General features: G+C 61.1%; 21 protein-coding genes. 10 read left to right on the forward strand and 11 right to left on the reverse strand.

From position 1 onward, the window contains the following. Window positions 1–38: 38 nt before the first annotated feature. Genes eutC through eat form a run of 3 tightly spaced genes read right to left on the reverse strand, consistent with a single transcriptional unit; the run spans window position 39 to window position 3,645 of the window. The gene (eutC, locus tag QCL65_RS17715) at window positions 39–869 is read right to left on the reverse strand and encodes an ethanolamine ammonia-lyase subunit EutC (protein WP_407310988.1); all 831 of its coding nucleotides are present in this window, start codon (window positions 867–869) and stop codon (window positions 39–41) included. Between the two features lie 10 nt (window positions 870–879). Beyond that, window positions 880–2,274 (reverse strand): ethanolamine ammonia-lyase subunit EutB, encoded by a 1,395-nt coding sequence (locus QCL65_RS17720; RefSeq protein WP_407310990.1) that lies wholly within the window; start codon window positions 2,272–2,274, stop codon window positions 880–882. A gap of 12 nt (window positions 2,275–2,286) precedes the next feature. After that, window positions 2,287–3,645 (reverse strand): ethanolamine permease, encoded by a 1,359-nt coding sequence (eat, locus tag QCL65_RS17725; protein WP_407310992.1) that lies wholly within the window; start codon window positions 3,643–3,645, stop codon window positions 2,287–2,289. A gap of 306 nt (window positions 3,646–3,951) precedes the next feature. Between eat and QCL65_RS17730 the strand changes: the two genes are divergently transcribed. Further along, on the forward strand, window positions 3,952–5,007 hold the full coding sequence (locus QCL65_RS17730; RefSeq protein WP_407310994.1) for an AraC family transcriptional regulator: 1,056 nt from the start codon (window positions 3,952–3,954) through the stop codon (window positions 5,005–5,007). On the opposite strand, the gene QCL65_RS17735 is transcribed toward QCL65_RS17730, so the two are convergent. Beyond that, window positions 5,008–5,490, reverse strand: a complete 483-nt coding sequence (locus tag QCL65_RS17735; RefSeq protein ID WP_407310996.1) for a GFA family protein — start codon at window positions 5,488–5,490, stop codon at window positions 5,008–5,010. It abuts the gene before it with no gap. Between the two features lie 51 nt (window positions 5,491–5,541). After that, window positions 5,542–6,693 (reverse strand): MFS transporter, encoded by a 1,152-nt coding sequence (locus QCL65_RS17740; protein WP_407310998.1) that lies wholly within the window; start codon window positions 6,691–6,693, stop codon window positions 5,542–5,544. 146 nt (window positions 6,694–6,839) lie between these two features. Here QCL65_RS17740 and QCL65_RS17745 point away from each other — a divergent pair, with 146 nt between their 5' ends. Next, window positions 6,840–8,855 carry a mechanosensitive ion channel family protein gene (locus tag QCL65_RS17745; protein WP_407316915.1) on the forward strand — a complete coding sequence of 672 codons (2,016 nt, stop codon included), beginning with the start codon at window positions 6,840–6,842 and terminating at the stop codon, window positions 8,853–8,855. 217 nt (window positions 8,856–9,072) lie between these two features. Here the strand turns inward: QCL65_RS17745 and QCL65_RS17750 are convergent, their stop codons facing one another. After that, the gene (locus QCL65_RS17750; RefSeq protein ID WP_407311000.1) at window positions 9,073–10,008 is read right to left on the reverse strand and encodes a hypothetical protein; all 936 of its coding nucleotides are present in this window, start codon (window positions 10,006–10,008) and stop codon (window positions 9,073–9,075) included. Window positions 10,009–10,301: 293 nt separating this feature from the next. Here QCL65_RS17750 and QCL65_RS17755 point away from each other — a divergent pair, with 293 nt between their 5' ends. Further along, on the forward strand, window positions 10,302–10,679 hold the full coding sequence (locus QCL65_RS17755) for a hypothetical protein (protein WP_407311002.1): 378 nt from the start codon (window positions 10,302–10,304) through the stop codon (window positions 10,677–10,679). 15 nt (window positions 10,680–10,694) lie between these two features. Continuing rightward, window positions 10,695–11,132, forward strand: a complete 438-nt coding sequence (gene aroQ, locus QCL65_RS17760; RefSeq protein WP_407311004.1) for a type II 3-dehydroquinate dehydratase — start codon at window positions 10,695–10,697, stop codon at window positions 11,130–11,132. Window positions 11,133–11,135: 3 nt separating this feature from the next. Here aroQ and QCL65_RS17765 read toward each other — a convergent pair whose 3' ends face one another. Further along, window positions 11,136–11,390: a hypothetical protein gene (locus tag QCL65_RS17765; RefSeq protein WP_407311006.1), complete on the reverse strand. Its 255-nt coding sequence runs from the start codon at window positions 11,388–11,390 to the stop codon at window positions 11,136–11,138. 149 nt (window positions 11,391–11,539) lie between these two features. On the opposite strand from QCL65_RS17765, the gene QCL65_RS17770 reads away from it, so the two are divergent. Further along, a complete protein-coding gene (locus QCL65_RS17770) occupies window positions 11,540–11,860 on the forward strand; it encodes a YqjD family protein (RefSeq protein WP_407311008.1) in 321 nt (106 codons plus the stop codon). 17 nt (window positions 11,861–11,877) lie between these two features. Here the strand turns inward: QCL65_RS17770 and QCL65_RS17775 are convergent, their stop codons facing one another. After that, window positions 11,878–12,894, reverse strand: a complete 1,017-nt coding sequence (locus QCL65_RS17775; protein WP_407311009.1) for an Ldh family oxidoreductase — start codon at window positions 12,892–12,894, stop codon at window positions 11,878–11,880. Between the two features lie 106 nt (window positions 12,895–13,000). Here QCL65_RS17775 and QCL65_RS17780 point away from each other — a divergent pair, with 106 nt between their 5' ends. Beyond that, the gene (locus QCL65_RS17780) at window positions 13,001–13,723 is read left to right on the forward strand and encodes an aspartate/glutamate racemase family protein (protein WP_407311011.1); all 723 of its coding nucleotides are present in this window, start codon (window positions 13,001–13,003) and stop codon (window positions 13,721–13,723) included. A gap of 91 nt (window positions 13,724–13,814) precedes the next feature. Here the strand turns inward: QCL65_RS17780 and QCL65_RS17785 are convergent, their stop codons facing one another. Beyond that, entirely contained in the window at window positions 13,815–14,081 is a 267-nt protein-coding gene (locus QCL65_RS17785; RefSeq protein WP_407311013.1) for a PepSY domain-containing protein, read from the reverse strand. A gap of 174 nt (window positions 14,082–14,255) precedes the next feature. On the opposite strand from QCL65_RS17785, the gene QCL65_RS17790 reads away from it, so the two are divergent. After that, complete coding sequence (locus tag QCL65_RS17790; protein WP_407311015.1) at window positions 14,256–15,227, forward strand: FecR family protein; 972 nt, start codon at window positions 14,256–14,258, stop codon at window positions 15,225–15,227. On the opposite strand, the gene QCL65_RS17795 is transcribed toward QCL65_RS17790, so the two are convergent. Next, window positions 15,207–17,510: an acylase gene (locus QCL65_RS17795; protein WP_407311017.1), complete on the reverse strand. Its 2,304-nt coding sequence runs from the start codon at window positions 17,508–17,510 to the stop codon at window positions 15,207–15,209. The two genes, QCL65_RS17790 and QCL65_RS17795, sit on opposite strands and share 21 nt — an antisense overlap. A 213-nt stretch (window positions 17,511–17,723) precedes the next feature. On the opposite strand from QCL65_RS17795, the gene QCL65_RS17800 reads away from it, so the two are divergent. After that, window positions 17,724–18,092: a fe2+ zn2+ uptake regulation protein gene (locus tag QCL65_RS17800; RefSeq protein ID WP_407311019.1), complete on the forward strand. Its 369-nt coding sequence runs from the start codon at window positions 17,724–17,726 to the stop codon at window positions 18,090–18,092. Between the two features lie 2 nt (window positions 18,093–18,094). On the opposite strand, the gene QCL65_RS17805 is transcribed toward QCL65_RS17800, so the two are convergent. Beyond that, window positions 18,095–18,280: a hypothetical protein gene (locus QCL65_RS17805; RefSeq protein ID WP_407311021.1), complete on the reverse strand. Its 186-nt coding sequence runs from the start codon at window positions 18,278–18,280 to the stop codon at window positions 18,095–18,097. Window positions 18,281–18,901: 621 nt separating this feature from the next. On the opposite strand from QCL65_RS17805, the gene QCL65_RS17810 reads away from it, so the two are divergent. Together QCL65_RS17810 and QCL65_RS17815 are read left to right on the forward strand one after the other, a co-directional pair. Next, on the forward strand, window positions 18,902–19,276 hold the full coding sequence (locus QCL65_RS17810; protein WP_407311022.1) for a Mor transcription activator family protein: 375 nt from the start codon (window positions 18,902–18,904) through the stop codon (window positions 19,274–19,276). 92 nt (window positions 19,277–19,368) lie between these two features. Then, window positions 19,369–20,067: a DUF2589 domain-containing protein gene (locus tag QCL65_RS17815; protein WP_407311024.1), complete on the forward strand. Its 699-nt coding sequence runs from the start codon at window positions 19,369–19,371 to the stop codon at window positions 20,065–20,067. The last annotated feature ends 37 nt before the right edge of the window (window positions 20,068–20,104 follow it).

Raw genomic sequence — 20,104 nt, forward strand, 5'->3', positions numbered from 1 at the left:
GGACGTTTCCGAAAATTGTAAAAAGGCAGGAGGGCTATTTAGTCTGGGTTATCCAGTAACAGGAAATTGCCCGGCCGCGGGCCTTCCTCGGCGTCCAATAGCGGCACTTCGGCCTCATCTTTCAGGCTGACCCCGGACAGCTGACGCTGTTGCGCTTCGCGCATCAGGTACAGCAGTTTATGCATGGCCGTGGCATAGCTGAGGCCTTCCAGGCGGATATTGGAGATGCAGTTGCGCGAAGCATCGTTCAAGCCGACTTTCGGCGCGTAAGTGAAATACAGCCCCAGGCTGTCCGGCGAACTCAAACCTGGCCGTTCACCAATCAGGATGACCACCATGCGGGCGCGCAGCAGTTCGCCCACTTCATCGGCCACTGCCACCCGCCCCTGCTGCACCAGGCACACCGGGGCCAGCCGCCAGCCCTCGCTGGCCGCGGCCTGTTCAAGGCGTTCGAGCATGGGCCCGGCATGCTTATGCACTGCCAGGGCCGACAACCCATCGGCCACCACCAGCGCCAGGTCGTAACCGTCCGGCTGGGCGAGGCTGTGCTCGCGCAGCCGTTCGACCGAGGCAGGGTCGAGGCGCCGCCCCAGGTCGGGCCGTTGCAGGTAGGTGTGGCGGTCGGGCGCCGAGCTGTGCAGGCTCAAGCTCGGCTGCTGCCGGGCAGCCAATGCGCCGCTCAATGCGCCATGATCGAACGCCAGATGCACGGCGTCGCGAGCTTGGGCATGGGCGTACTGAAAGTCCAATTGGGCTGCCGTGGGTAAGCTGGTGCCCGCACGGCCCAGGGCAATGCGGGCAGGGGTGAGGTTACGCAACTGGCGCCAGGCGTCGGCCTGGGCGGGGGTTTTCGGCTTGTCGTCACTCATGCTGCAGGCCTCACTTGAGTTGTGCCAGGGCTTGTCGGAACAACGCTGGCACGCCGTTACCCAATTGTACCCGGCCGTCCTGCTGGCGCAGGATGTCCATGCGCGCTAGCCATTGCTCGAACTCCGGCGCCGGGCGCAGGCCCAGGGTCTGCCGTGCATAGAGGGCGTCGTGGAACGAGGTGGTCTGGTAGTTGAGCATTACATCATCGGAGCCGGGGATGCCCATGATGAAGTTGATCCCCGCCACGCCAAGCAACGTGAGCAGCGTGTCCATGTCGTCCTGGTCGGCTTCGGCATGGTTGGTGTAGCAAATGTCACAGCCCATGGGCACACCCAGCAGCTTGCCGCAGAAGTGGTCTTCCAGGCCGGCGCGGATGATCTGCTTGCCGTTGTACAAATACTCCGGGCCAATAAAACCGACCACGGTATTGACCAGGAACGGTTTGAAATGGCGGGCCACGCCGTAGGCTCTGGCCTCACAGGTTTGCTGGTCGACGCCGTGATGGGCGTTGGCCGACAACGCACTGCCCTGCCCCGTTTCAAAATACATCAAGTTCTCGCCCAGGGTGCCGCGCTTGAGGCTCAAGCCGGCTTCATAGCCCTCACGCAGGATTTCCAGGCTGATGCCAAAACTGCTGTTGGCCGCCTGGGTCCCGGTGATGGATTGAAACACCAGGTCAACGGGGACCCCCCTTTCGATGGCGGCGACGGACGAGGTGACGTGGGTCAATACACAGGACTGGGTAGGAATTTCGTAATGGCGGATAACACCATCGAGCATCTTCAACAGCTCACTGATGGCGCCCAAACTATCGCTGGCCGGGTTGATGCCGATCATGGCATCGCCGTTGCCGTACATCAGCCCATCCAACACGCTGGCGGCGATGCCAGCGGGGTCGTCGGTGGGATGGTTGGGTTGCAGCCGGGTCGACATGCGCCCGGCCAGGCCCACGGTATTGCGAAAGCGGGTGACCACGCGAATCTTCTGGGCCACCAGGATTAGATCCTGCACCCGCATGATCTTCGAGACCGCCGCGGCCATTTCGGGGGTTAGCCCTGGCGCCAGGGCGCGCAGGCTGGTTTCGTCGGCCTGGGCACCGAGCAGCCAGTCGCGAAAGCTGCCGACGGTTAGGTGGCTGACAGGGGCAAAGGCCTGCGAGTCATGGCCGTCGATGATCAGCCGGGTCACTTCGTCGTCTTCGTAGGGGATCAGCGCTTCTTCGAGGAAGCGCTTGAGCGGTACGTCCGCCAGGGCCATCTGCGCCGCGGCGCGCTCGGCGTCGCTGCTGGCGGCCACCTGCGCGAGAAAGTCGCCGGAACGGGCCGGGCTGGCCTTGGCCATCAGTTCGCGCAAGCTGTCGAAACGCCAGGTCTGCCCGGCAATGCTATGGACGAAGCCGCTCATCGGGTCTCTCCCTTACTCGTTGGCCAATGCCGCAGGCACAGCACCGCGGCTACGGACCAGCTTACAGAACACTGCACCCACCGCCATGAGGGCAATGAAAATGCCGCAGACCACGGTATTGAACCAGACCATGGCGATCAAGCACACCACCGCCAAGGCCAAAGCGATGCCCGGCACGATGGGGTAGCCCGGGGCACGGAAGGTACGTTCCAGGTCGGGTTCGCTGCGGCGCAGCTTGAACAGGCTGAGCATACTGACGATGTACATCACAATGGCGCCGAACACCGACATGGTAATCATCGCAGCGGTCAGGCTCAGGCCCTGGAGGTTGACCAGGCCGTCGCTGAAGATCGCCGCGATACCCACCACGCCACCGGCCAGAATGGCTCGGTGCGGGGTTTGGAAGCGCGACAGCTTGGCCAACCCCGCAGGCAGAAAACCAGCCCGGGCCAGGGCAAAGAACTGCCGTGAATAACCCAGAATGATCCCGTGGAAGCTCGCCACCAGGCCAAACAAGCCGATCCAGACCAGCATGTGCATCCAGTTGGAGTTGTCACCCACTACGGCTTTCATCGCCTGGGGCAGTGGGTCGTTGATATTCGCCAGGGTGCGCCAGTCACCCACGCCGCCGGCGAAAATCATCACGCTAATGGCGAGAGTGACCAGGGTCAGAATGCCCGCGATGTAGGCCCGAGGGATGGTGCGCTTGGGGTCTTTGGCTTCCTCGGCGGCCATGGCCGCGCCTTCGATGGCCAGGAAAAACCAGATGGCGAACGGAATCGCTGCGAACATGCCCGACACCGCGCCCAGGCTAAAGGTGTCCGAGCCGGCCCAACCGCCTAGGGCGAAATTGCTGAAGCTGAAGCCGGGTGCGACTACGCCCATGAACACCAGCAGTTCGAACACGGCCAATACCGTGACCACCAGCTCAAACGTGGCCGCGATGCTGACGCCAAGAATGTTCAGCGTCATAAAGATGAAGTAGGCCCCCACGGCGGCCATCTTCGGGTCCAGGCCGGGGTACTGCACATTGAGGTACGCACCAATGGCCATGGCGATCGCCGGTGGTGCGAAGACGAATTCGATCAGCGTGGCCAGCCCGGCGATGGTTCCCCCGACTGGGCCGAAGGCGCGCAAGCTGTAGGCGAATGGGCCACCGGCATTGGGAATGGCCGTGGTCAACTCGGTGAAGCTGAAGATAAAACAGGTGTACATCACCGCAACCATCACGGTGGTGACCAAAAAGCCCAAGGTCCCCGCCGCGCCCCAACCATAACTCCAGCCGAAGTACTCGCCGGAAATCACCAGGCCTACGGCAATCCCCCACAGGTGCAGGGTGCCCAACGTCGGTTTAAGTTTTGTCACAGTCATTGCTATGCACCTCGCCAGCGGATCAGTGGAAAAACCAGGAGCATAACCAGCACCCCGGCTGCAAGACTTGACCCCAGAGCGTCGCCGCTGTCGCGTACGGTCAAGTCGGCCAGGCGTGCACGATGACGGTGCACGGACGCTGCGTACCTCACCCAAATGCCCGGACCTGAGCGAAGCAAGGGCCTGGATGGGCGCATCGAGGCGCAGCGCTGCCAGCATTGCTGTGCAACAGCATAGGCGTGAATGAAAAAGGAACGGGTTTTGCTTGAAACATTTTCATACACCCTCACCCGGTAACACTCAGTGATGCATGCGCCCCTGTTGCAGCCCTCGTCCAGCCCTAGCCTACGTGGCAACAACCAAGGTGTGCTGTCGGCCGCCGCCAGTGGCCTGGACAGCTTTATCACGGGCCAGGGCGGCGACCTCGACCGCATCTTCGGGCATGCTGGTATCGATCCCGAGCAGTTGCTTCACCCGACCTTGAGCCTGGCGTTGCCCAACTATTGCCAGGTGCTGGAAGAAGCCGCCAGGCAAACGGGCTGTGACAACTTCGGCCTGCGCTACGGCGAGCAGTTCCAGCCCCAAGCCCTCGGCTTGCTGGGCTATGTGGGGTTATGTTCGGCAACCCTCGAGCAAGCACTGATCAACTTCGCTGCGGCGTTCCCCTATCACCAGCACAGCACCTTGATCCGCCTGGTGGATCAAGGCGAGTGTTACCGCTTCGAGTATCAAGTACGCCACGGCGCTATCGTCCAGCGCCGCCAGGACGCCGAGCTGACCATGGGCATGGCCACTAACCTGCTGCGCCATGTGCTGGGGCCGCAATGGGCGCCGCGCGAGGTAGCCTTCGAGCATCGGCGCCCTGAGGGCTGGCAAGAGCACCGCGACGTGTTCGCCGCCAACGTGGTCTTCAATCAAAGCTGCAACGCTCTGCTGATCCCCAAGCAAGATGTGGTGGGCCGGGCGATGCCAGGCCACGACCCAATGCTGCTGATGTTGGTGATGGACGCGATCCGCCAGCTGGGCGAAGCCACCCCGGCGCCGGATCTGCTGGACCAGGCGCGCCAGGCGATCGCCGCCATGCTGCCCCACGGCGAACCGGCCCTGGAAGCCTTGGCGCAGCGCCTGGAGGTGTCGGAATGGGCCTTGCAACGGCAACTGCGCGAACAGGGCACCAGCTTCAGCCAACTGGTGGACCAGCGCCGCCAGGCTTTGGCCCTGGGGCATATGCGCCAGCAGCGCTTGAGCATTTCGGAGCTGGCGCCGCTACTTGGCTATTCAGAAACCAGCGCGTTCTCGCGAGCCTTTCGCCGTTGGTTCGGTGTGAGCCCCCGGCAATGGCGCAGCGCCTCGCTCAATTGATTAGCGTTCTACGCCCAAGCGCTCGTGCCACTGGGCCAGCGATTCATCTGGGTAATGCGCGAACTGTTTGTCGTTGCCCCCCAGTTGCGGTTGTACCCATGAGGCTTTCGAGTCGAGCATCAGGTGAGTGCTTTCGGGCACCTTGGGCAGGGCGGTATCGATTGCACTGGCAAAGGGGTGGACCAACTCGGGCCACTGCGGGTCGAACAGCCACAGGGCGCTGCCGCATTTGCTGCAAAAATGTCGTTCGGCATTGCTGACCTGGCTGTTGCCTTCTTCCCGCATCACCGCGTGATAAATGCTGATGGCTTCGCCCCCATTGACCTGGAGGCTGCTCGCGTCGCCGCCCAAATTGATCGCATAGCCACCACCGCCCTGGGTCTTGCGGCAGATCGAGCAGTAACAGCGTTGGTACGGATAGGGGTGAGCGCTGTCCAGGCTGAATTTCACAGTGCCGCAATGGCAGGAACCTTCAAGACGCATGACCGAACTCCCTTGCTGAATGAGTATTGAGCTTTGACCCCAGCGCTGACCTCACGTTCTTAAATAACGCCCGCTGGCGGCCACGAACAGCAGCAACAGGATCAGGCTGCCCAACGCCACGCTCAGGTCGCTCAGGTGCGCCAATAAGCCGATCGCCGCAGGGCCCATCAGAATCCCGGCATAACCCAGGGAGGTCATTGCAGGAATCGCCGCACTTTGCGGCATGCTGGTTTGCCGGCCGACGGCGCTGTAAAGCACCGGCACGATATTCGAACAGCCCGCCCCTACCAGCGCGTAGCCCAGTAGCGCCGCCTCCCAGGCAGGCACCCAGAGAGAAAGGGCCAGGCCCACGGCGGCCAACAGACCGCCCGCTATGGTCACCCGCGCACCGCCCAGGCGGGACACGATGGCATCGCCAGTCAGGCGGCCGATGGTCATGGTGGTGGCAAATGCCGCGTAGCCGAGGCCGGCATAGGTGGGGTCCATGTCCCGCCAGGACACCAGGTACACCGCGCTCCAATCCAGCATGGCGCCCTCGGTGAGAAATACGATAAAGCACAGGGCCCCCAAGAACAGCACGATCCCCCGTGGCCAGGCGAACAGTGGCCCATCACTGTCGTTGCCGTAGGGTAATAGATGCGGGGCCGCTTTGAACAAGGCCAACAGGGTCAGCACAATCACCCCGCAGACCGCCGCCAAGGGCGCCAAGCCCAGGCTCAGCAAGCCGGTCATGCCGGCCGCGCCGGCAATGCAACCGACACTGAACAACCCGTGAAAACCCGACATCATGGCGCGGCCGCTGGCCTTTTCCACCAGCACTGCCTGGATATTCATCGCGCAGTCGAGGGAGCCCAGGCTCGCGCCGAACACCAAGACCGCAAGCACCAGCCAGGGCAAAGCGCTGACCGTCGCCAGTAAGGGCAAGATCAGGCAGATGCCCAGCCCAGCGGTCAAGATGACCCGCCGGCAGCCAAAGCGAGCACACAGGTAGCCGGCTAACGGCATGGCGAGAATGGAGCCCGCGCCCAAACCCAGGAGCAGCAAGCCCAGGCTGCCTTCACTGAGCGCAGCCCGGGCTTTGGCCAACGGCACCATCGGAGCCCAGGCGGACATGGCGAAACCGCCAATGAAAAAAGCGACACGGGTGGCCATTTGCGCCTCGCGGCCTGGCTCAGCGCGGGCGTCGGTAGTACTGGATGACATGAGAACAACCCTGTTCAGGATAAACGGCAACGCAGGCTAACAGGCCTGGGTGTGCGAGGCCAAACCGAACTAGATGGGGTTTTTTCGATCTGTCTGAGGGTAGCGATGACTGGAGCTCCCCCGTTGTGAACCGACTCTTACCGAAAATCGCCATACTGGCGGTGGCTGCGCTGTTCAGCCTGAACCTCTATGCCGGCGCCGCCGCGCCCGCCGCAGAGGCCGCACCTGCTGAGCCTGAGGCCGTGGTCCAGGGCGGGCTATTGGGCGCTATCACCACGAGCCTGGACGATGTCCAGGAAAAGCTCGACCTGAACGAGCATGTTTTGGACGCCTGGCGGCTGCGCACCGACCGCGCAGCGGTGGAAGTGGACAAGCTGATCAACCAGCATTCCGCCCGCTCACGGCTGTCCCTGGCGGCCGATTTCGCCTTGTTGACCGCCAGTTGGGCTGCCGCCTTCGCCGCCCTGCACTTTCTGGGGCGATTACTGGTGTCACGTCTGGGCCAGCGCGCCTTTTTTCAGCAGCGCCCGCGCTTTCACAGGGTTTTAGGCTACCTGTTGCCCTACACGGCCCCGGCGTTGCTGGCCTTGCCGCTGACCCTAGCGGTCGGCCATAACCTGGACAACTCGGTGGCGCGAGCCCTGGCCCTGTGCCTGGCCTACGCCACCAGCAGCGGCGCGTTCTCCACGTCCATCATTCTGTGCCTGATCACTCTCTTCGATGCCGGTCACAAGCGCCCTGCGGTGCGCATCCTGCGCTTGCATGCCCCGCGCCCGCTGTTTTTGATCGGCTTTCTGGCAGCCTTGAGCGATGCCCTGACCAGCCCACAAATTGCCCGGCAACTGGGCAACAACATCACCGACAGCATTGCGGTGGTGGTCGGCCTGCTGGCCACCTTCACCTTCGCTGTGCTGGTGATCCGCATGCGCCGCCCGGTGGCCCACCTGATCCGCAACCGCGGCCTGGCGCAGCGCATGCAACATAAAGGTGTGCAGGAGTCCCTGCGGATTTTCTCCGGGCTTTGGTATTTGCCGATTCTGCTGATGATTTTGGTGTCGATGGTGCACCTGATCGGTGCTGGCGAAGAAAGCCAGAAAGCGTTGCAAAGCGCCTTATTCACCACGGTCCTGTTGATTGCCACGGTTTTTCTGAGCACGGTGCTGCAGCACTTGTTCCGCCCTTCTGCCAGCCTGCCGAGCCAACGGGCACGCCCCTACAAAGAGCTGTTGCGCAGCCTCGGCCATGCCCTGGCGCGGATCGCTATGGCGGTGGCTTTTATCGAATTGTTGGGGCGCATTTGGGGCGTGTCGATTCTCGAGTTCGCGGCCAGTAATACCCTTGGCCGGGCCATCAGCGACTCGCTCAGCAGCATTGGCCTGATCCTGCTGGTGACCTGGTTGCTCTGGGTGGTCATGGACACAGCCATCCAGGAAGCCCTCAAGCCATCGGTTGGCAAGCGCGCCAACCGGCAGCCCAGCACGCGCATTTTGACCATCCTGCCCATGCTGCGCAATGCGATCAAAATCGTTTTAGTGGTGATCTGCGCCATCACCACCATGGCTAACCTGGGCATCAATGTCGCGCCCTTGCTGGCGGGCGCGGGGGTGGTTGGCCTGGCGATCGGGTTTGGCTCCCAGCAACTGGTACAGGACGTGATCACCGGGCTGTTCATTCTGATCGAGGACACTATTGCGATCGGCGACTGGGTGGTACTCGACTCTGGGCATGCGGGCACTGTCGAGAGTCTAACCATCCGCACCCTGCGCCTGCGTGATGGCAAGGGGTTCGTGCACTCAGTGCCATTTGGGCAAATCAAGGCCGTCACCAACCAGTCCCGGCAGTTCGCCTATGCCTTCTTCTCGGTACAGTTCACCTACGACACCGACATCGATAGCGCCCTGGAATTGATCCGCGAAGCCGGCAGCTCGATCAGCGAAGACATTATGCTCAAGCACAACTTACAGGGGCCTTTGCAGGTATTCGGGGTGGACCGCATGGACCTTAATGGGATCGTGCTCACGGCCCAATTTCGCACCGTTTCGGGAGGTCAGTACGGGGTGAGCCGAGCGTTCAATGAACGCTTGAAGAAACTCGTCGATCAGCACGACCAGGTACGCTTTGCCCAATATTATCCGCCTGCTTTGCCGCAACCGGCGGTGTAAGAAGAGCGAAAGATGGGGGCAAGCGGAACGCCGCCCGGCCCCCTCCTACAGGTCTCACCCCCGTAGGAGGGGGCCGGGCGGCGTTCCGCTTGCCCCCGAGCTGTACATACCAGGTGGCAAATCCCTCAGTGCATAAACAACGCAATCAAAATAATGATCGGGATTGGCACACCGAGGAAGAACAATAGAATCGAGCGCATGGGAAGGTTCCTTTCAGTCAGGCGCGCACAGGCGCTACGGGGGTATGGGAGAGGTGGTCAGCGTTGAGGTGAATCACTTCATCGCGGCGACGGCCGCCAAATGTTGCTGCCAGGCTGGCGAAGAACGCACCGATCAGCAACGCGACGAACATCCACAAGCTGGTCCAGGCCGCGACTTTCGCGGCGGTGTCCGCAGCTTCTTGTGCGGCGACCTTGGCATCGGTCGCAGCCTGCCGCGCCTGCATATACACCTGATCGACCCGCTGCTCTGCCTGGGCAGGCGTAAGGTTGGTGCGCTGCGAGACTAACTGCGCCAGGTACGCTCGGTCCGCAGGGATCAGCTGACCATCGTTATCCAAGGTACGCACAAAAATCCGCGTCACTACGCTGCGTGCGGCATCGTCATTTACGGCCACCGGGCGGTTGTCGCGAAACAACGTGTCAACGAAATACCCATAAGGGTCGGCGTTACTGGCCGAGCCCGCCCCGACCGAACCGGCGGCGCTGACCACCCCGGAGGCTACATTGGCAGTCGCTTGCACGCCGCCGCCCACCAGGCTGCCCAAAGAGCCGACCACCAGCACGGCGGTGACCAAGGTGGCGATGGCCCAGGACAAAAAGCCATGGGCGGTGTCGCGAAAGTACACCTCATCGGTATGCACCGTGGACCACTTGATTCGCAAGCGCCCCGCCAAGTACCCGCCCATGCCCGAGGCAATGATCTGCGTCAGCGCCAGCCAGACAATTGCCCATATACCCAGGCCCTTGGCGCTAACGCCGGTGTCTGCCCAGGGCGAGACGGCGGAGAATCCAAGGCCCATGCCCAACAGCATGAGAATCAGAGAGAGTGCAGCAGCCACCGCCGCACCGGCAAAGATGGCCGGCCATGAGACGCCGGATTGGTTGAGTTGGTGATTAACGGCAGAGGGGTAAGTGTCGGGGTGAGTCGTCATTTTTATTTGCTCCCGCAAGGACGAACAGTATTCAAATGCTTCGAAACAATTTGTTGCAGAGCATGTGCCACTCACCCTCGATACATTTAAATCAATGTATTCAATCATTTAGCAAATAATATGAAGAAACCACTCATGCAAAGTGCCCGATTGCCATTAAAACAGCGGGCTTTATGCGGGGTAGTAATAATCATTTTTCATTGAGCACGCGTGCGCTGTTCAGCGTTACAACCGCGCAGCGGAGCCCGAATCGTTGAAGAAAACCTCGATACGAATCGTTTCGAACGCTATTTATGGATATCCTGAGCGCCTATCTATCGTCGGTGCCCACCATGACTGATGCGCGCATGCCCTACGGGCGGTTGCTGGTTATTGCCGGCCTGGCCGCCCTGGCCGATTTGCTACTGACCCGCCTGGCCCAGGCCAGCTTGTTTTTCTGCAGCAGCGACACCCAAGCGTGCAATTTCCTGGCCCAGCACCAGACGCTCCTCAGCCTGTTGAACTTCCCGGCGTCGCAGTTGGCGCTGCACTTTCATCACGGTTTAGCGGCACACTGGTCGGCCAGCAGCTGGCTGTGGATCAACGCCGCGCTATGGGGCATAGCCACCTTTATACTCGGCTGCGCCGTCAGCCACCTGAGGCGCCCGGTGCGCCAGCGTTCTAATTACTAGCCCAGAGGAACAACAATGTCATCCATCATATTGGTGCTCAACGGTCCGAACCTAAACATGCTCGGCTTACGCGAGCCGACGGTCTATGGCCACGAAACCCTCGCTGATGTCGAACAGATGTGCCAGCGCAGCGGCCAGGCCCATGGTTTTACCGTTGAATGCCAACAGACCAACCATGAGGGGCAGATGATCGACTGGATTCACCAGGCGCGCGGCCGTGTCGCCGGTATCGTGATCAACCCTGGGGCCTGGACTCATACGTCGGTAGCGCTGCATGACGCGCTGGCGGCCAGTGAAGTGCCCACGCTGGAGGTGCACATATCCAACGTGCACAAGCGCGAAGCGTTCCGCCATCATTCGTATATCTCATTGATCGCCGTGGGCGTGATCGCCGGGTTTGGCACCCACGGTTACAAGCTGGCGCTGGATCACTTCGCCAAGCTGCTGAAATAAAACCTAGCGGTTCGCAGCCATCAGCTTATTCACTTCGCTACGCACCATCCCGGCATATTCGGGAGGCGACAGCAGGTCGAGTTCGGCGCGAACCCACTCCGCCCATTTGCCTTTGCGCTTGGCCTTTTCAGCGATCAAACGGGCGGCGTCTGCCTTGGCTTTGCCGAGGTTGGCTTGCCACAGTTCAAATAAGCGGGCTTTTTCATCTTCGAGGACGGCGCGCTCGGCGAAGGGCCTATTGGCCAGGTTGAAGCTCATGTACAGGTTCCTGTCGCAGAAAAAACTGGCGCCATGGTACACCCTTTACGCCACCTGATTAAGCACCGCCCGGGCAAACTCCGGTGCAACTTTCCCATGGCGGCGAACTCAATCGTTTACAGCCGTTCACTGACTCAGGAGTAGTCCCCATGGCGCGCAAAACACCCGCACAGGTTGCAGAAGATCAGATCAAGGACCAGGCGTTCAGCGAGCTGCAAGCGCTGATTGAAGAGTCGGAGAAGCTCCTCAAGGAAGGCGCATCACTGGTGGGGGACGAAGGTGAAACGCTGCGTGCCCAGGTCAGTATCAAACTCAGACAAGCCCGTGACGCCATGGCTGGCGTGAGTAGCCGCGCCCAGCCCATGGTCGAAGCCACTGAGAACTACATCGGTGGCCACCCCTGGCAGACGGTGGCGATCGCCGCCGCAGCAGGGGTGCTGGCGGGGCTGTTATTAGGCCGCCGCGACTAACCTGACTGCACCATTGGCTAGCCTACCCCTGCCGCCATCGCCTGCAACTGCTGCAAATGCTCAGGGGTAAGGCGGATGCCTTCACGATCGGCCATTTCCCGCGCCCGATAGCGCCTGTCCCCGGACAGGCGCGCTTGACCCACCTCGTGCATTCTTTCGACCAACTCGCGGCAACGCCCAGCGAAGCCGTGGCCAGGGCTTTTTGCCGGGTCAATCACGATGATCAATTGGCCGGTCCATGGCGTTTGCGCACCCGGGTGCCGGGACCAGTCGAACTCGAACGAAAAATGTCCCCCCGTCAACGCAGCGCTCAGTAGTTCTACCATCATCGACAACGCCGAACCCTTGTGGGCGCCGAATGGCAGCAATGCGCCGCCATGCAATATCGCTGCGGGGTCGGTGGTCGGCTGGCCATCGCGGTCGACGCCGCTACCCGGCGGGACCTGGCGGCCCTCGCGTGCCGCGATCTGCACATCGCCGTGGGCCAGCGCACTGGTGGCCATGTCGAACACCACCGGGTCGCGCCCTTCACAGGGCGCCGCGAACGCGATGGGGTTGGTGCCGAACAGCGGCTTGCTGGCGCCGTGGGGCACCACGCAGGTCATGCTATTGACCACACTCAATGCCACCAACCCTTCACGGGCGAACGGCTCGACATCGGGCCACAACGCGGCGAAATGGTGCGAGTTGCGAATGGCCAATACGGCAATCCCGGCGCTGCGCGCCTTGCTCACCAACAGGGCCCGCGCCGCTTGCAGTGCCGGTTGAGCGAAGCCACCGGCGGCGTCAACGCTGACGTAACCGCTGGCAATGTCTTCGACCAAGGGCACGGCGCGGCCATCGACCCAGCCGCTGGCCAGGCTCGACAAATAGCCAGGCATCCTGAACACACCGTGACTGTGGGCGCCATCGCGCTGCGCTGCAGCACAATTGGCGGCCAGGCTACGGGCTACATCCTGGGAGGTGCCGTGGTTGAGGAAGATACGCTCGAGCAATTGCTCAAGTTCAACTAAGGACAGAGACGGATCAGGCATAGTGGGTTCTCAAAAGTGGAGCGGCCGGCAGCGACGCGGTAGGATGAATGCTCGTCGCTCACCATGCCTGGCACGGTGAGACTAGAGCTGTTTGAGGCCAATTTCCATGCGCATCCTGATCGTCAACGTCAACACCACCGAGTCCATCACCCAAGCCATCGCTGAACAAGCCCGTAGCGTCGCCGCGCCCGGCACTGAAATCATTGGCCTGACCCCGCGTTTCGGCGCGGTGTCGGTGGAGGGTAACTTCGAGAGCTACATGGCTGCCATCGGCGTGATGGATGCAGTGATGGCCTACGACCAGCCCTTCGACGCGGTGATTCAAGCGGGCTACGGCGAGCACGGCCGCGAGGGCCTGCAAGAACTGCTCGACGTCCCCGTCGTGGACATTACCGAGGCCGGTGCCAGTGTGGCGATGTTATTGGGCCGCAGCTACTCGGTGGTCACTACCCTGGACCGTACCCTGCCGCTGATCGAAGATCGCCTGCGCCTGGCAGGCCTCGACAGCCGCTGCGCATCGGTCAGGGCCAGCGGCCTTGCGGTGCTTGAGTTGGAACAAGAGCCCGAGCGAGCGTTGCAAGCGATTGTCGAACAAGCAGAGTTGGCGGTGAGCCAGGACCGCGCGGAAGTGATCATTCTGGGCTGTGGCGGCATGACCGGGCTGGACCAGATCATCCGCGAGCGCACAGGTGTTCCCGTAGTGGATGGCGTGACCGCTGCGGTTACGCTGGCGCAGGCCCTGGTGCGCCTGGGGCTGAGTACGTCGAAGGTGCGGACCTACGCAGCGCCTCGGCCGAAAACCCTGCGGGGTTGGCCGCTGCCGCGTTGAGTGATGCCCACTGAGCGAACCTCACCCCCTGTTAGGCTTTTAGTGACCGGTGTGACGGGGGGCAAGGCGTGTCTAAAGTAAAACGAGTGGATTAATCCTTTTGCTCGCGCAAAAAGTTGCCCGAGGTGCCATCGATACGGAACTCGTAGACGGTAGCATCGGCTTTGCGCCCTTCCCCTTCCCAGTAGCCGTCATTGTCGGCTTCGATCTTCCAAACCTCGGTATAGCCTTTGGCCTTAGCGGTTTCTATGGCTTTCTCAATGGTGATCCAGCCCGCGCCGGGGCGATCGGCCAATGCCATGCCGGCAGTCATCAAAGCAGAAGTAGCAACCAGGGCAGTCAATGTTTTTTTGATCATCTTGATACTCCATCGATTTTTTATCAGGTACGTATTAGTGGGCGAGGCCCTCTTGCCTGCAGTCATTTGGAATGCGCAAAGAAAAACTAAGTTCAAACTAATACACAAATGCCATTATCGACTGTTCTCGTCAGCCTCTGCCGAGCTTAGAATAGCGAAAACCGGGATAAAGCCATGAGTCACGCAGCCCCACCCAACGCCGAGCAAGACAGCATTAGCGAAGCCGCCGCACAGTGGTGCATGCGCTTGCAGGAAGCCGACTGCACAGACGCCGAGCGGGCTGAGTTTCAGGCGTGGCTGGCGCAGGCCCCACTGCATCAGGTGGAGTTCGACGCCATGCGCGAGATTTGGCAGGTCGCGGGGGACTTGCCGATGCCAGCTGTGCGCCGGGCATCGCCACGGCGACGGCAGTTGGCTGCCGCGTTGGCAATCATCTTAGGGCTACCCGTGGCCGGTTGGGGCGGTTGGGAACTCGGATGGCTGCCCAACCATTGGCAGCGCTTCGAAAGCCAGGCCGCTCGCCAGCAAGTGGTGCTGGCCGATGGCAGCCATGTCGAACTCAACCTGCACTCGGCCATAACCTTCAGCAACTACAAGAACGAGCGCCGCGTCACCCTGAGCCAGGGCGAAGCGTTCTTTGACGTCACCCATGCCCGCCAGCACCCCTTCGTGGTCAAGGCTGGTGACGGCAAAGTCACGGTCACGGGCACCCGCTTCAATGTCTGGCGCTATCAAGACCAAGTGCAGGTGACCCTGCTCGAAGGCTCGGTGCTGGTCAGCAGCAACCAGGCAGACCCAGGTTACCGGCTCGACCCCGGCATGCAGGCGCGCTACAAAGCAGGCGATTTCCAGCCTCAGCTCCAGCAAATTTACGCCAACGACAACACCCTGGCCTGGCGCAACGGGGAGTTGGTGCTCGACAACCTGCCCCTGGCCGATGCCCTGCCGCTGATCAACCGATACCTCAACAAACCCCTCGCCCTGGCCGATGCCAGAACGGGGGCAATCCGTATCGGTGGTATTTTCAATACCGCCCAGATCGAGCGTCTGGTCACCAGCCTGCCGAAGGTATTACCGGTCTACCTGACCCAGAATGCCCGGGGCGATACCGTACTCAACAGCATTTCACCGACCCCCAAGGGTTGAGATGGTCTGCACGCGGTACTGCGGGTCGGCAGTGATCTGCGCCTCGGTAAAGGGCAGGGTTTGCCATTGTTTGCGTGAGAAAGCACGGGTTTGGTCGCTGGCATGGGGGGACTGTGGGTCGCTGGATTGGGAGAACGCCAACAGGCCCTGGGCCTGCGGGCCATGGCCGTCGAAACTGACCACCTGCAGATAACTGGTGCCACTGACCACCTGCAGATGGCCCTCGCTGGGGATGCTCTGCATCGCGTTATAAACACCCAGGCTGGCCGGGCCACCGTGGATCGGCAAGGTGTGGGTGCCGATCCGGGAGACTTGCACGTCGCCCCAGTGCGGTTGCGTGAGTTGATTTTTTTCGCTCATCGCCTGGGACGCGAGCATGGCCTGGCGTACCCCCTGCGCCACCTCGGGCCGCTCGATGGCAATGCCCCGCGGCGTGTGCTGCGGGTCGCCCGCGTCAAACGGCACACGCCAGACACCGGGTAGGTTTTTCAACGCCGTCATGATGTTATTCAGGTGCAGCACACCCAGGTTACTGTCGACGTTGGCTTTACCGTCCCAGGCGCGTAGTTGGCTGCACACAGCTTTCACGGCTGCAGGCGTGGAACAGGCTGCCAACAGGTCGGGTAAGACCAGTTCGGCCAAGTAAACCTGGTTGTCCATGACCATGCGCTGTAAGTCCGCGACACCGAGCTTGCCGCCCTGGCCCAGCCGCTGCAGGGCGAAGCGGGCCCGGGGGCTCAATTCGATGGCGTCTTGACTGATGAGCGGAGAATAGCTGGTCAGCGCCTGGGCCGGGTTGGTCTGCCAGGCCGAATCGTTGGAGTTCTGCACGAAGTCGGTACGCCGCAACTGCGGCAGGCGCGACGCTGGAAATATGCCAGGTTGGGCGGCGCTGGGGTCCACCTTCCATTGGCAGGCGCTGCGGCTGCCGTCGAGCACCACCATGGCGGGGTTTGCCTGCGGCCCGGCGCATTGGGCCAACAGCTGTGCGTCAACGTAAGGCACCACCGACTGGTTCAAGAACAAAGCCTGGCCTTGGGCATCCGTGGCCAGGGTGTTGACCCACGGAATACCTTGGGTCTTGGCGATCGAGGCCTGTAGCGCGTCCAGGCCGGTGGCCTGATTCATCTGTTGCCATTGGCTCAGCACGCGGTCGTTGTCGAGGTTGGCGTCACGCAAACTGAAGGCTTGCTGGGTATTCCAATCCAACCGCCCTGGCCAGGTAATGACCGGCCCGAAGGCCGAGCTGTAGAGGTCTCTGGAGACTTCCTGGAGTTGGCCGTCCGCGCCTTTGACCGTTACGCTGAGGCGTTTTCGTTGGAGTGGGGTAGAAACGCCGTCCAGCATGTAACGGCTGGGGTCGGCAGGATCGAGCTGCAAGCGATACAGGGTGAAGTGCTTGGAGGTATCGACGGTATGGCTCCAGGCAACGTCGCGGTTAAAGCCGATATTGATGACCGGCAGCCCCGGCAGCGCCGCCCCCATCACATCCAGCTTGCCGGCAATGGTCAGGTGCATCTCGTAAAAACGCATGCCGCCCGACCAAGGAAAATGCGGATTCGCCAGCAGCATCCCGCGGCCATTGGCCGAGCGCTCGCGGCCGATGGCCACGGCGTTGCTGCCCCGCTCCAGGGCGAAGCCTTGGCGGCGTTGCTCGGCCAGTTGAAACGCCTCGGCACCCTGCCCCTGGCTGGCCGTGGCCGCTGTGGGCGGTTTCGCCGCCGCCAAGGCCTCGGCAAACTGGCCGATCCCGCCCTCGACCAACAAGCGCCGGGTCAGTTTGAGCAGATCCTCGACGGTAATCGGCCGTAGCCACTGCGCACCTTGGCAGGCCGCTGGTAAGCCGGTGCGGCGCCGCTCATCGAGGGCGCGATTGAACCCGGCGACGTAGCCCTGCAGGCGCTGTTGCATATCGGGGTTCTGCGCCGCCCAAAACGCGCTCAGCGCCTCTGGGGTATTGAGCCAGGTGAAAAATAAATCACTGGTGAGGTTGTCACGCTGCTCAGCTGTGCGCGCGGTAGCACCGAAGTAGCGCGAGCGTTGGCCATTGACGGTGAGGACTTCGTTGGCCAGCAGGCAGAGGTTGTCTTGCCCGTAGGCATAGCCGATACCGTAACCAAGACCACGCTCGTCGGCGGCCAGGATGTGCGGTATGCCATAGCTGGTCCAGCGCACTTGAGCCTGGGTCGGCGAGCTGGAAACCTCGCGCGCCTGCAGCGGCGCTGCCACCCCCAACAGCAGCCCCGCAAGGCACCAAACGGGTAATTGCCTGCTATAGATCACACCGACTCCTGATTCATCGCAAAGATTATTCACTGATGAGTGAACGAAGTCAGCGGCGTAAAATTAATCGCCTAAGCTCAATGAATACAGGCGCCCGCGGCGCCCACAAGAAAATTTCTACACTCAAGCGTTCAGGATTGCTCGCGCTCGAACGTCCTATAGGGTATGAGCATCACACGCTTTCCCGGACTGGTTTTGAAAAGGAGAATTCATATGCAGCATTCGCAGGAGCACTTGCGCGCCTTGGCGCGTTTACGCAATGCACCCGCAACCCCCGCATCGCCTTTTGCCGACTCGACCCGCGGGGCGAACGAGCAGATCAAGCGCTTGCTCAAAAGCTTTGGGCTGCGCACCAGCCTGATCCGCCTCAAGGTCATCGACGCCTTGCTCAAGGCTGCCGAAAACGATCGCAGTATTGGCGTTAGAGGGGTGCACAGCCACCTGGAAGAACTGGGCCTACCGCTATCCTTTCTCAGCGTCAGAGAAGTGCTAAAGCGCCTTGAGGGCGAAGGGGTCATCGTGCTCGAAGCCGACAAATGTTACCGGCTGACCGAGCAGACCCAGACCATGCTGCAACATTGAACCTACTTCACCCGGCGGCGCATAACGCCATTAATGACCACCACCAGCACGGCCGTGGCAATGGCGATGTACTGGAACAGCTTTTCGCTGATCGCGCCGGTACTTTGCAGCCAAGACAGCCCTAGCATCAGCAGCAGTACGAGGATGGAAATAACGATTGAGTATTTGATGCGTTGTGCCTGAGTCATTACCGGTTCCCGAAACTGTTCTATTGGTTGCTTTCATATCGAATGCTTTATATCGACTGTGTAACGCCGAGCTTACCAAGCCCATACCTTATTTTGAGGACGGTCGGCTGCCCAGGCTGTCTCATATTACAGCGCCTGTTCGATCGCGCGCTTTATCATCTATGAGGGCTTGCTAATGTTTCGTCGAATCACATGGCTGATTCCAACGTTGTTTATCTTGAGCCTCAGCGGCTGCTGGATCTTCATGCCACCCGGTGGTGGTGGCGGACACGGTGGCGGTGGCCCAGGGCCGGGTCATGGGCCCGGTCCGGGTTTCAGTCAAGGGCGTTAAGCACCTCGCGCTTGTGAACCGCACAAGCGCTCCCGCCGCTTCCCCCAAACAAGCTTACCTGACCCTGAAGTAAGTCCAACGACCTCCGCTCGCCATTTTGCTCGCTCAACCCCCCGTGAGTTTACCTGCGACGTACTTGCTAACGGCCAGTTTCCTACCTACTCCGTCCCTAAAGCCGGGCGGGCCAGGCTGTCTTGCTGTCTACCGCAAACATCTCCTCGTAGACAAAAATGGCAACGCACCTTTCACGGCATCGCTGCGATGCCCACCCAACTGCGAGGAAGTCCAGGATGGACATCAATGAACTCAACAGGGTCGATACCCGCCAATTACCCCGATCCCTGCAAATGCTGATCGAATGCATCGGTGTCGAACAAGCCTACCGCCTTACCCGCCTCTACGGGGGCCGCCCGAAATATATCCCGAAAAACCCTCAGCGCACTGCCCTGGCCAAAGCCTTGCCCCCGGATGCACTGGCTGCGTTGATTAAACGTTTTGCCGGGCTGGCGCTGGAGATCCCTAAGGTTGACCACTTCTTACGGCAGCTGCGCAACCAAAAAATCCAAGAAGAAAGCTCCAACGGCTGCTCGCGCAGTACCTTAGCCGACAAGTACGGCTTGAGCCTGCGCCAGATCGGCAATATCCGCCGCACTGCCAATGGGTAACACTGCCTGCTGAACATTCCAAGGGCCAGGCCGCACATTGGTCCGGCAGCTCGGCGCAATGACGCGCCAGCGCAAGGATAAGGACATCTCACATGAGTCAAATCGACAATGAACTGATCGGTTCGGTAATCAATGCCATCCCCCTGGACAAAATGATCGCCGCCCCTCTGGACGCAATGATCAAAGCTCAGGTCAGCGCCAGCAAATCCTACGCCGACTTCTTGATGGGCGTGTGTATTCAGGGCGGTAAAGCGGTCGCAATTCAGTTCGAATACGATGAAACCGTCACCGATAGCGAGGGCGCTTACAAAGGCACCATCGCTCGCAAGATGCAGATCCCGCTGATCGCGGCGGTGACCCACCCAAACATCGCCATCGAAGAAGGCAATATCGAGTTCGAACTGACCATTAGCCAGCAGGCGATGGACACTAAAAGCACGGACGCCGGTGGCGAGATGACCGGTAAATTTGGCTGGGGGCCTTTCAGCCTCAGCCTCAAAGGCCAGGTCAGCCACAAATCCTCGCAAACCCGCAAGACCGATACCCGCGCCCGCTATAGCTTCAATACCCGGGTCGCCCGCCAGGAGCCACCTGAAGCGCTGATGCGGGTTATCGAATTCCTCACCGAAACCGCGACCAAGCCAACACGCATGCCGGGCGTGACCATCGAAAATAAAGAGAAGCTGCCGGTGTCGACGCTGCCAATGCCTGACGTGAAGGCCAACACTGATCAGGCCGAACATAGCGCTAAAAAACAAGATTCCATCAAAGCAGCGCCCGTGAAATCCTAAGTGAGCGTTTCCAGCGGGTGCGCCTGGCCAATGGTCC

Source organism: Pseudomonas sp. nanlin1, assembly GCF_045571515.1.
In the GTDB taxonomy this organism is placed as follows: domain Bacteria; phylum Pseudomonadota; class Gammaproteobacteria; order Pseudomonadales; family Pseudomonadaceae; genus Aquipseudomonas.

Bases quoted from the DNA above. Each gene is read 5' to 3' on its own strand.
- eutC (WP_407310988.1), bottom strand. From the start codon at position 869: ATGAGTGACGACAAGCCGAAAACCCCCGCCCAGGCCGACGCCTGGCGC.
- QCL65_RS17720 (WP_407310990.1), bottom strand. From the start codon at position 2,274: ATGAGCGGCTTCGTCCATAGCATTGCCGGGCAGACCTGGCGTTTCGAC.
- eat (WP_407310992.1), bottom strand. From the start codon at position 3,645: ATGACTGTGACAAAACTTAAACCGACGTTGGGCACCCTGCACCTGTGG.
- QCL65_RS17730 (WP_407310994.1), top strand. From the start codon at position 3,952: ATGCATGCGCCCCTGTTGCAGCCCTCGTCCAGCCCTAGCCTACGTGGC.
- QCL65_RS17735 (WP_407310996.1), bottom strand. From the start codon at position 5,490: ATGCGTCTTGAAGGTTCCTGCCATTGCGGCACTGTGAAATTCAGCCTG.
- QCL65_RS17740 (WP_407310998.1), bottom strand. From the start codon at position 6,693: ATGTCATCCAGTACTACCGACGCCCGCGCTGAGCCAGGCCGCGAGGCG.
- QCL65_RS17750 (WP_407311000.1), bottom strand. From the start codon at position 10,008: ATGACGACTCACCCCGACACTTACCCCTCTGCCGTTAATCACCAACTC.
- QCL65_RS17755 (WP_407311002.1), top strand. From the start codon at position 10,302: ATGGATATCCTGAGCGCCTATCTATCGTCGGTGCCCACCATGACTGAT.
- aroQ (WP_407311004.1), top strand. From the start codon at position 10,695: ATGTCATCCATCATATTGGTGCTCAACGGTCCGAACCTAAACATGCTC.
- QCL65_RS17765 (WP_407311006.1), bottom strand. From the start codon at position 11,390: ATGAGCTTCAACCTGGCCAATAGGCCCTTCGCCGAGCGCGCCGTCCTC.
- QCL65_RS17770 (WP_407311008.1), top strand. From the start codon at position 11,540: ATGGCGCGCAAAACACCCGCACAGGTTGCAGAAGATCAGATCAAGGAC.
- QCL65_RS17775 (WP_407311009.1), bottom strand. From the start codon at position 12,894: ATGCCTGATCCGTCTCTGTCCTTAGTTGAACTTGAGCAATTGCTCGAG.
- QCL65_RS17780 (WP_407311011.1), top strand. From the start codon at position 13,001: ATGCGCATCCTGATCGTCAACGTCAACACCACCGAGTCCATCACCCAA.
- QCL65_RS17785 (WP_407311013.1), bottom strand. From the start codon at position 14,081: ATGATCAAAAAAACATTGACTGCCCTGGTTGCTACTTCTGCTTTGATG.
- QCL65_RS17790 (WP_407311015.1), top strand. From the start codon at position 14,256: ATGAGTCACGCAGCCCCACCCAACGCCGAGCAAGACAGCATTAGCGAA.
- QCL65_RS17800 (WP_407311019.1), top strand. From the start codon at position 17,724: ATGCAGCATTCGCAGGAGCACTTGCGCGCCTTGGCGCGTTTACGCAAT.
- QCL65_RS17805 (WP_407311021.1), bottom strand. From the start codon at position 18,280: ATGACTCAGGCACAACGCATCAAATACTCAATCGTTATTTCCATCCTC.
- QCL65_RS17810 (WP_407311022.1), top strand. From the start codon at position 18,902: ATGGACATCAATGAACTCAACAGGGTCGATACCCGCCAATTACCCCGA.
- QCL65_RS17815 (WP_407311024.1), top strand. From the start codon at position 19,369: ATGAGTCAAATCGACAATGAACTGATCGGTTCGGTAATCAATGCCATC.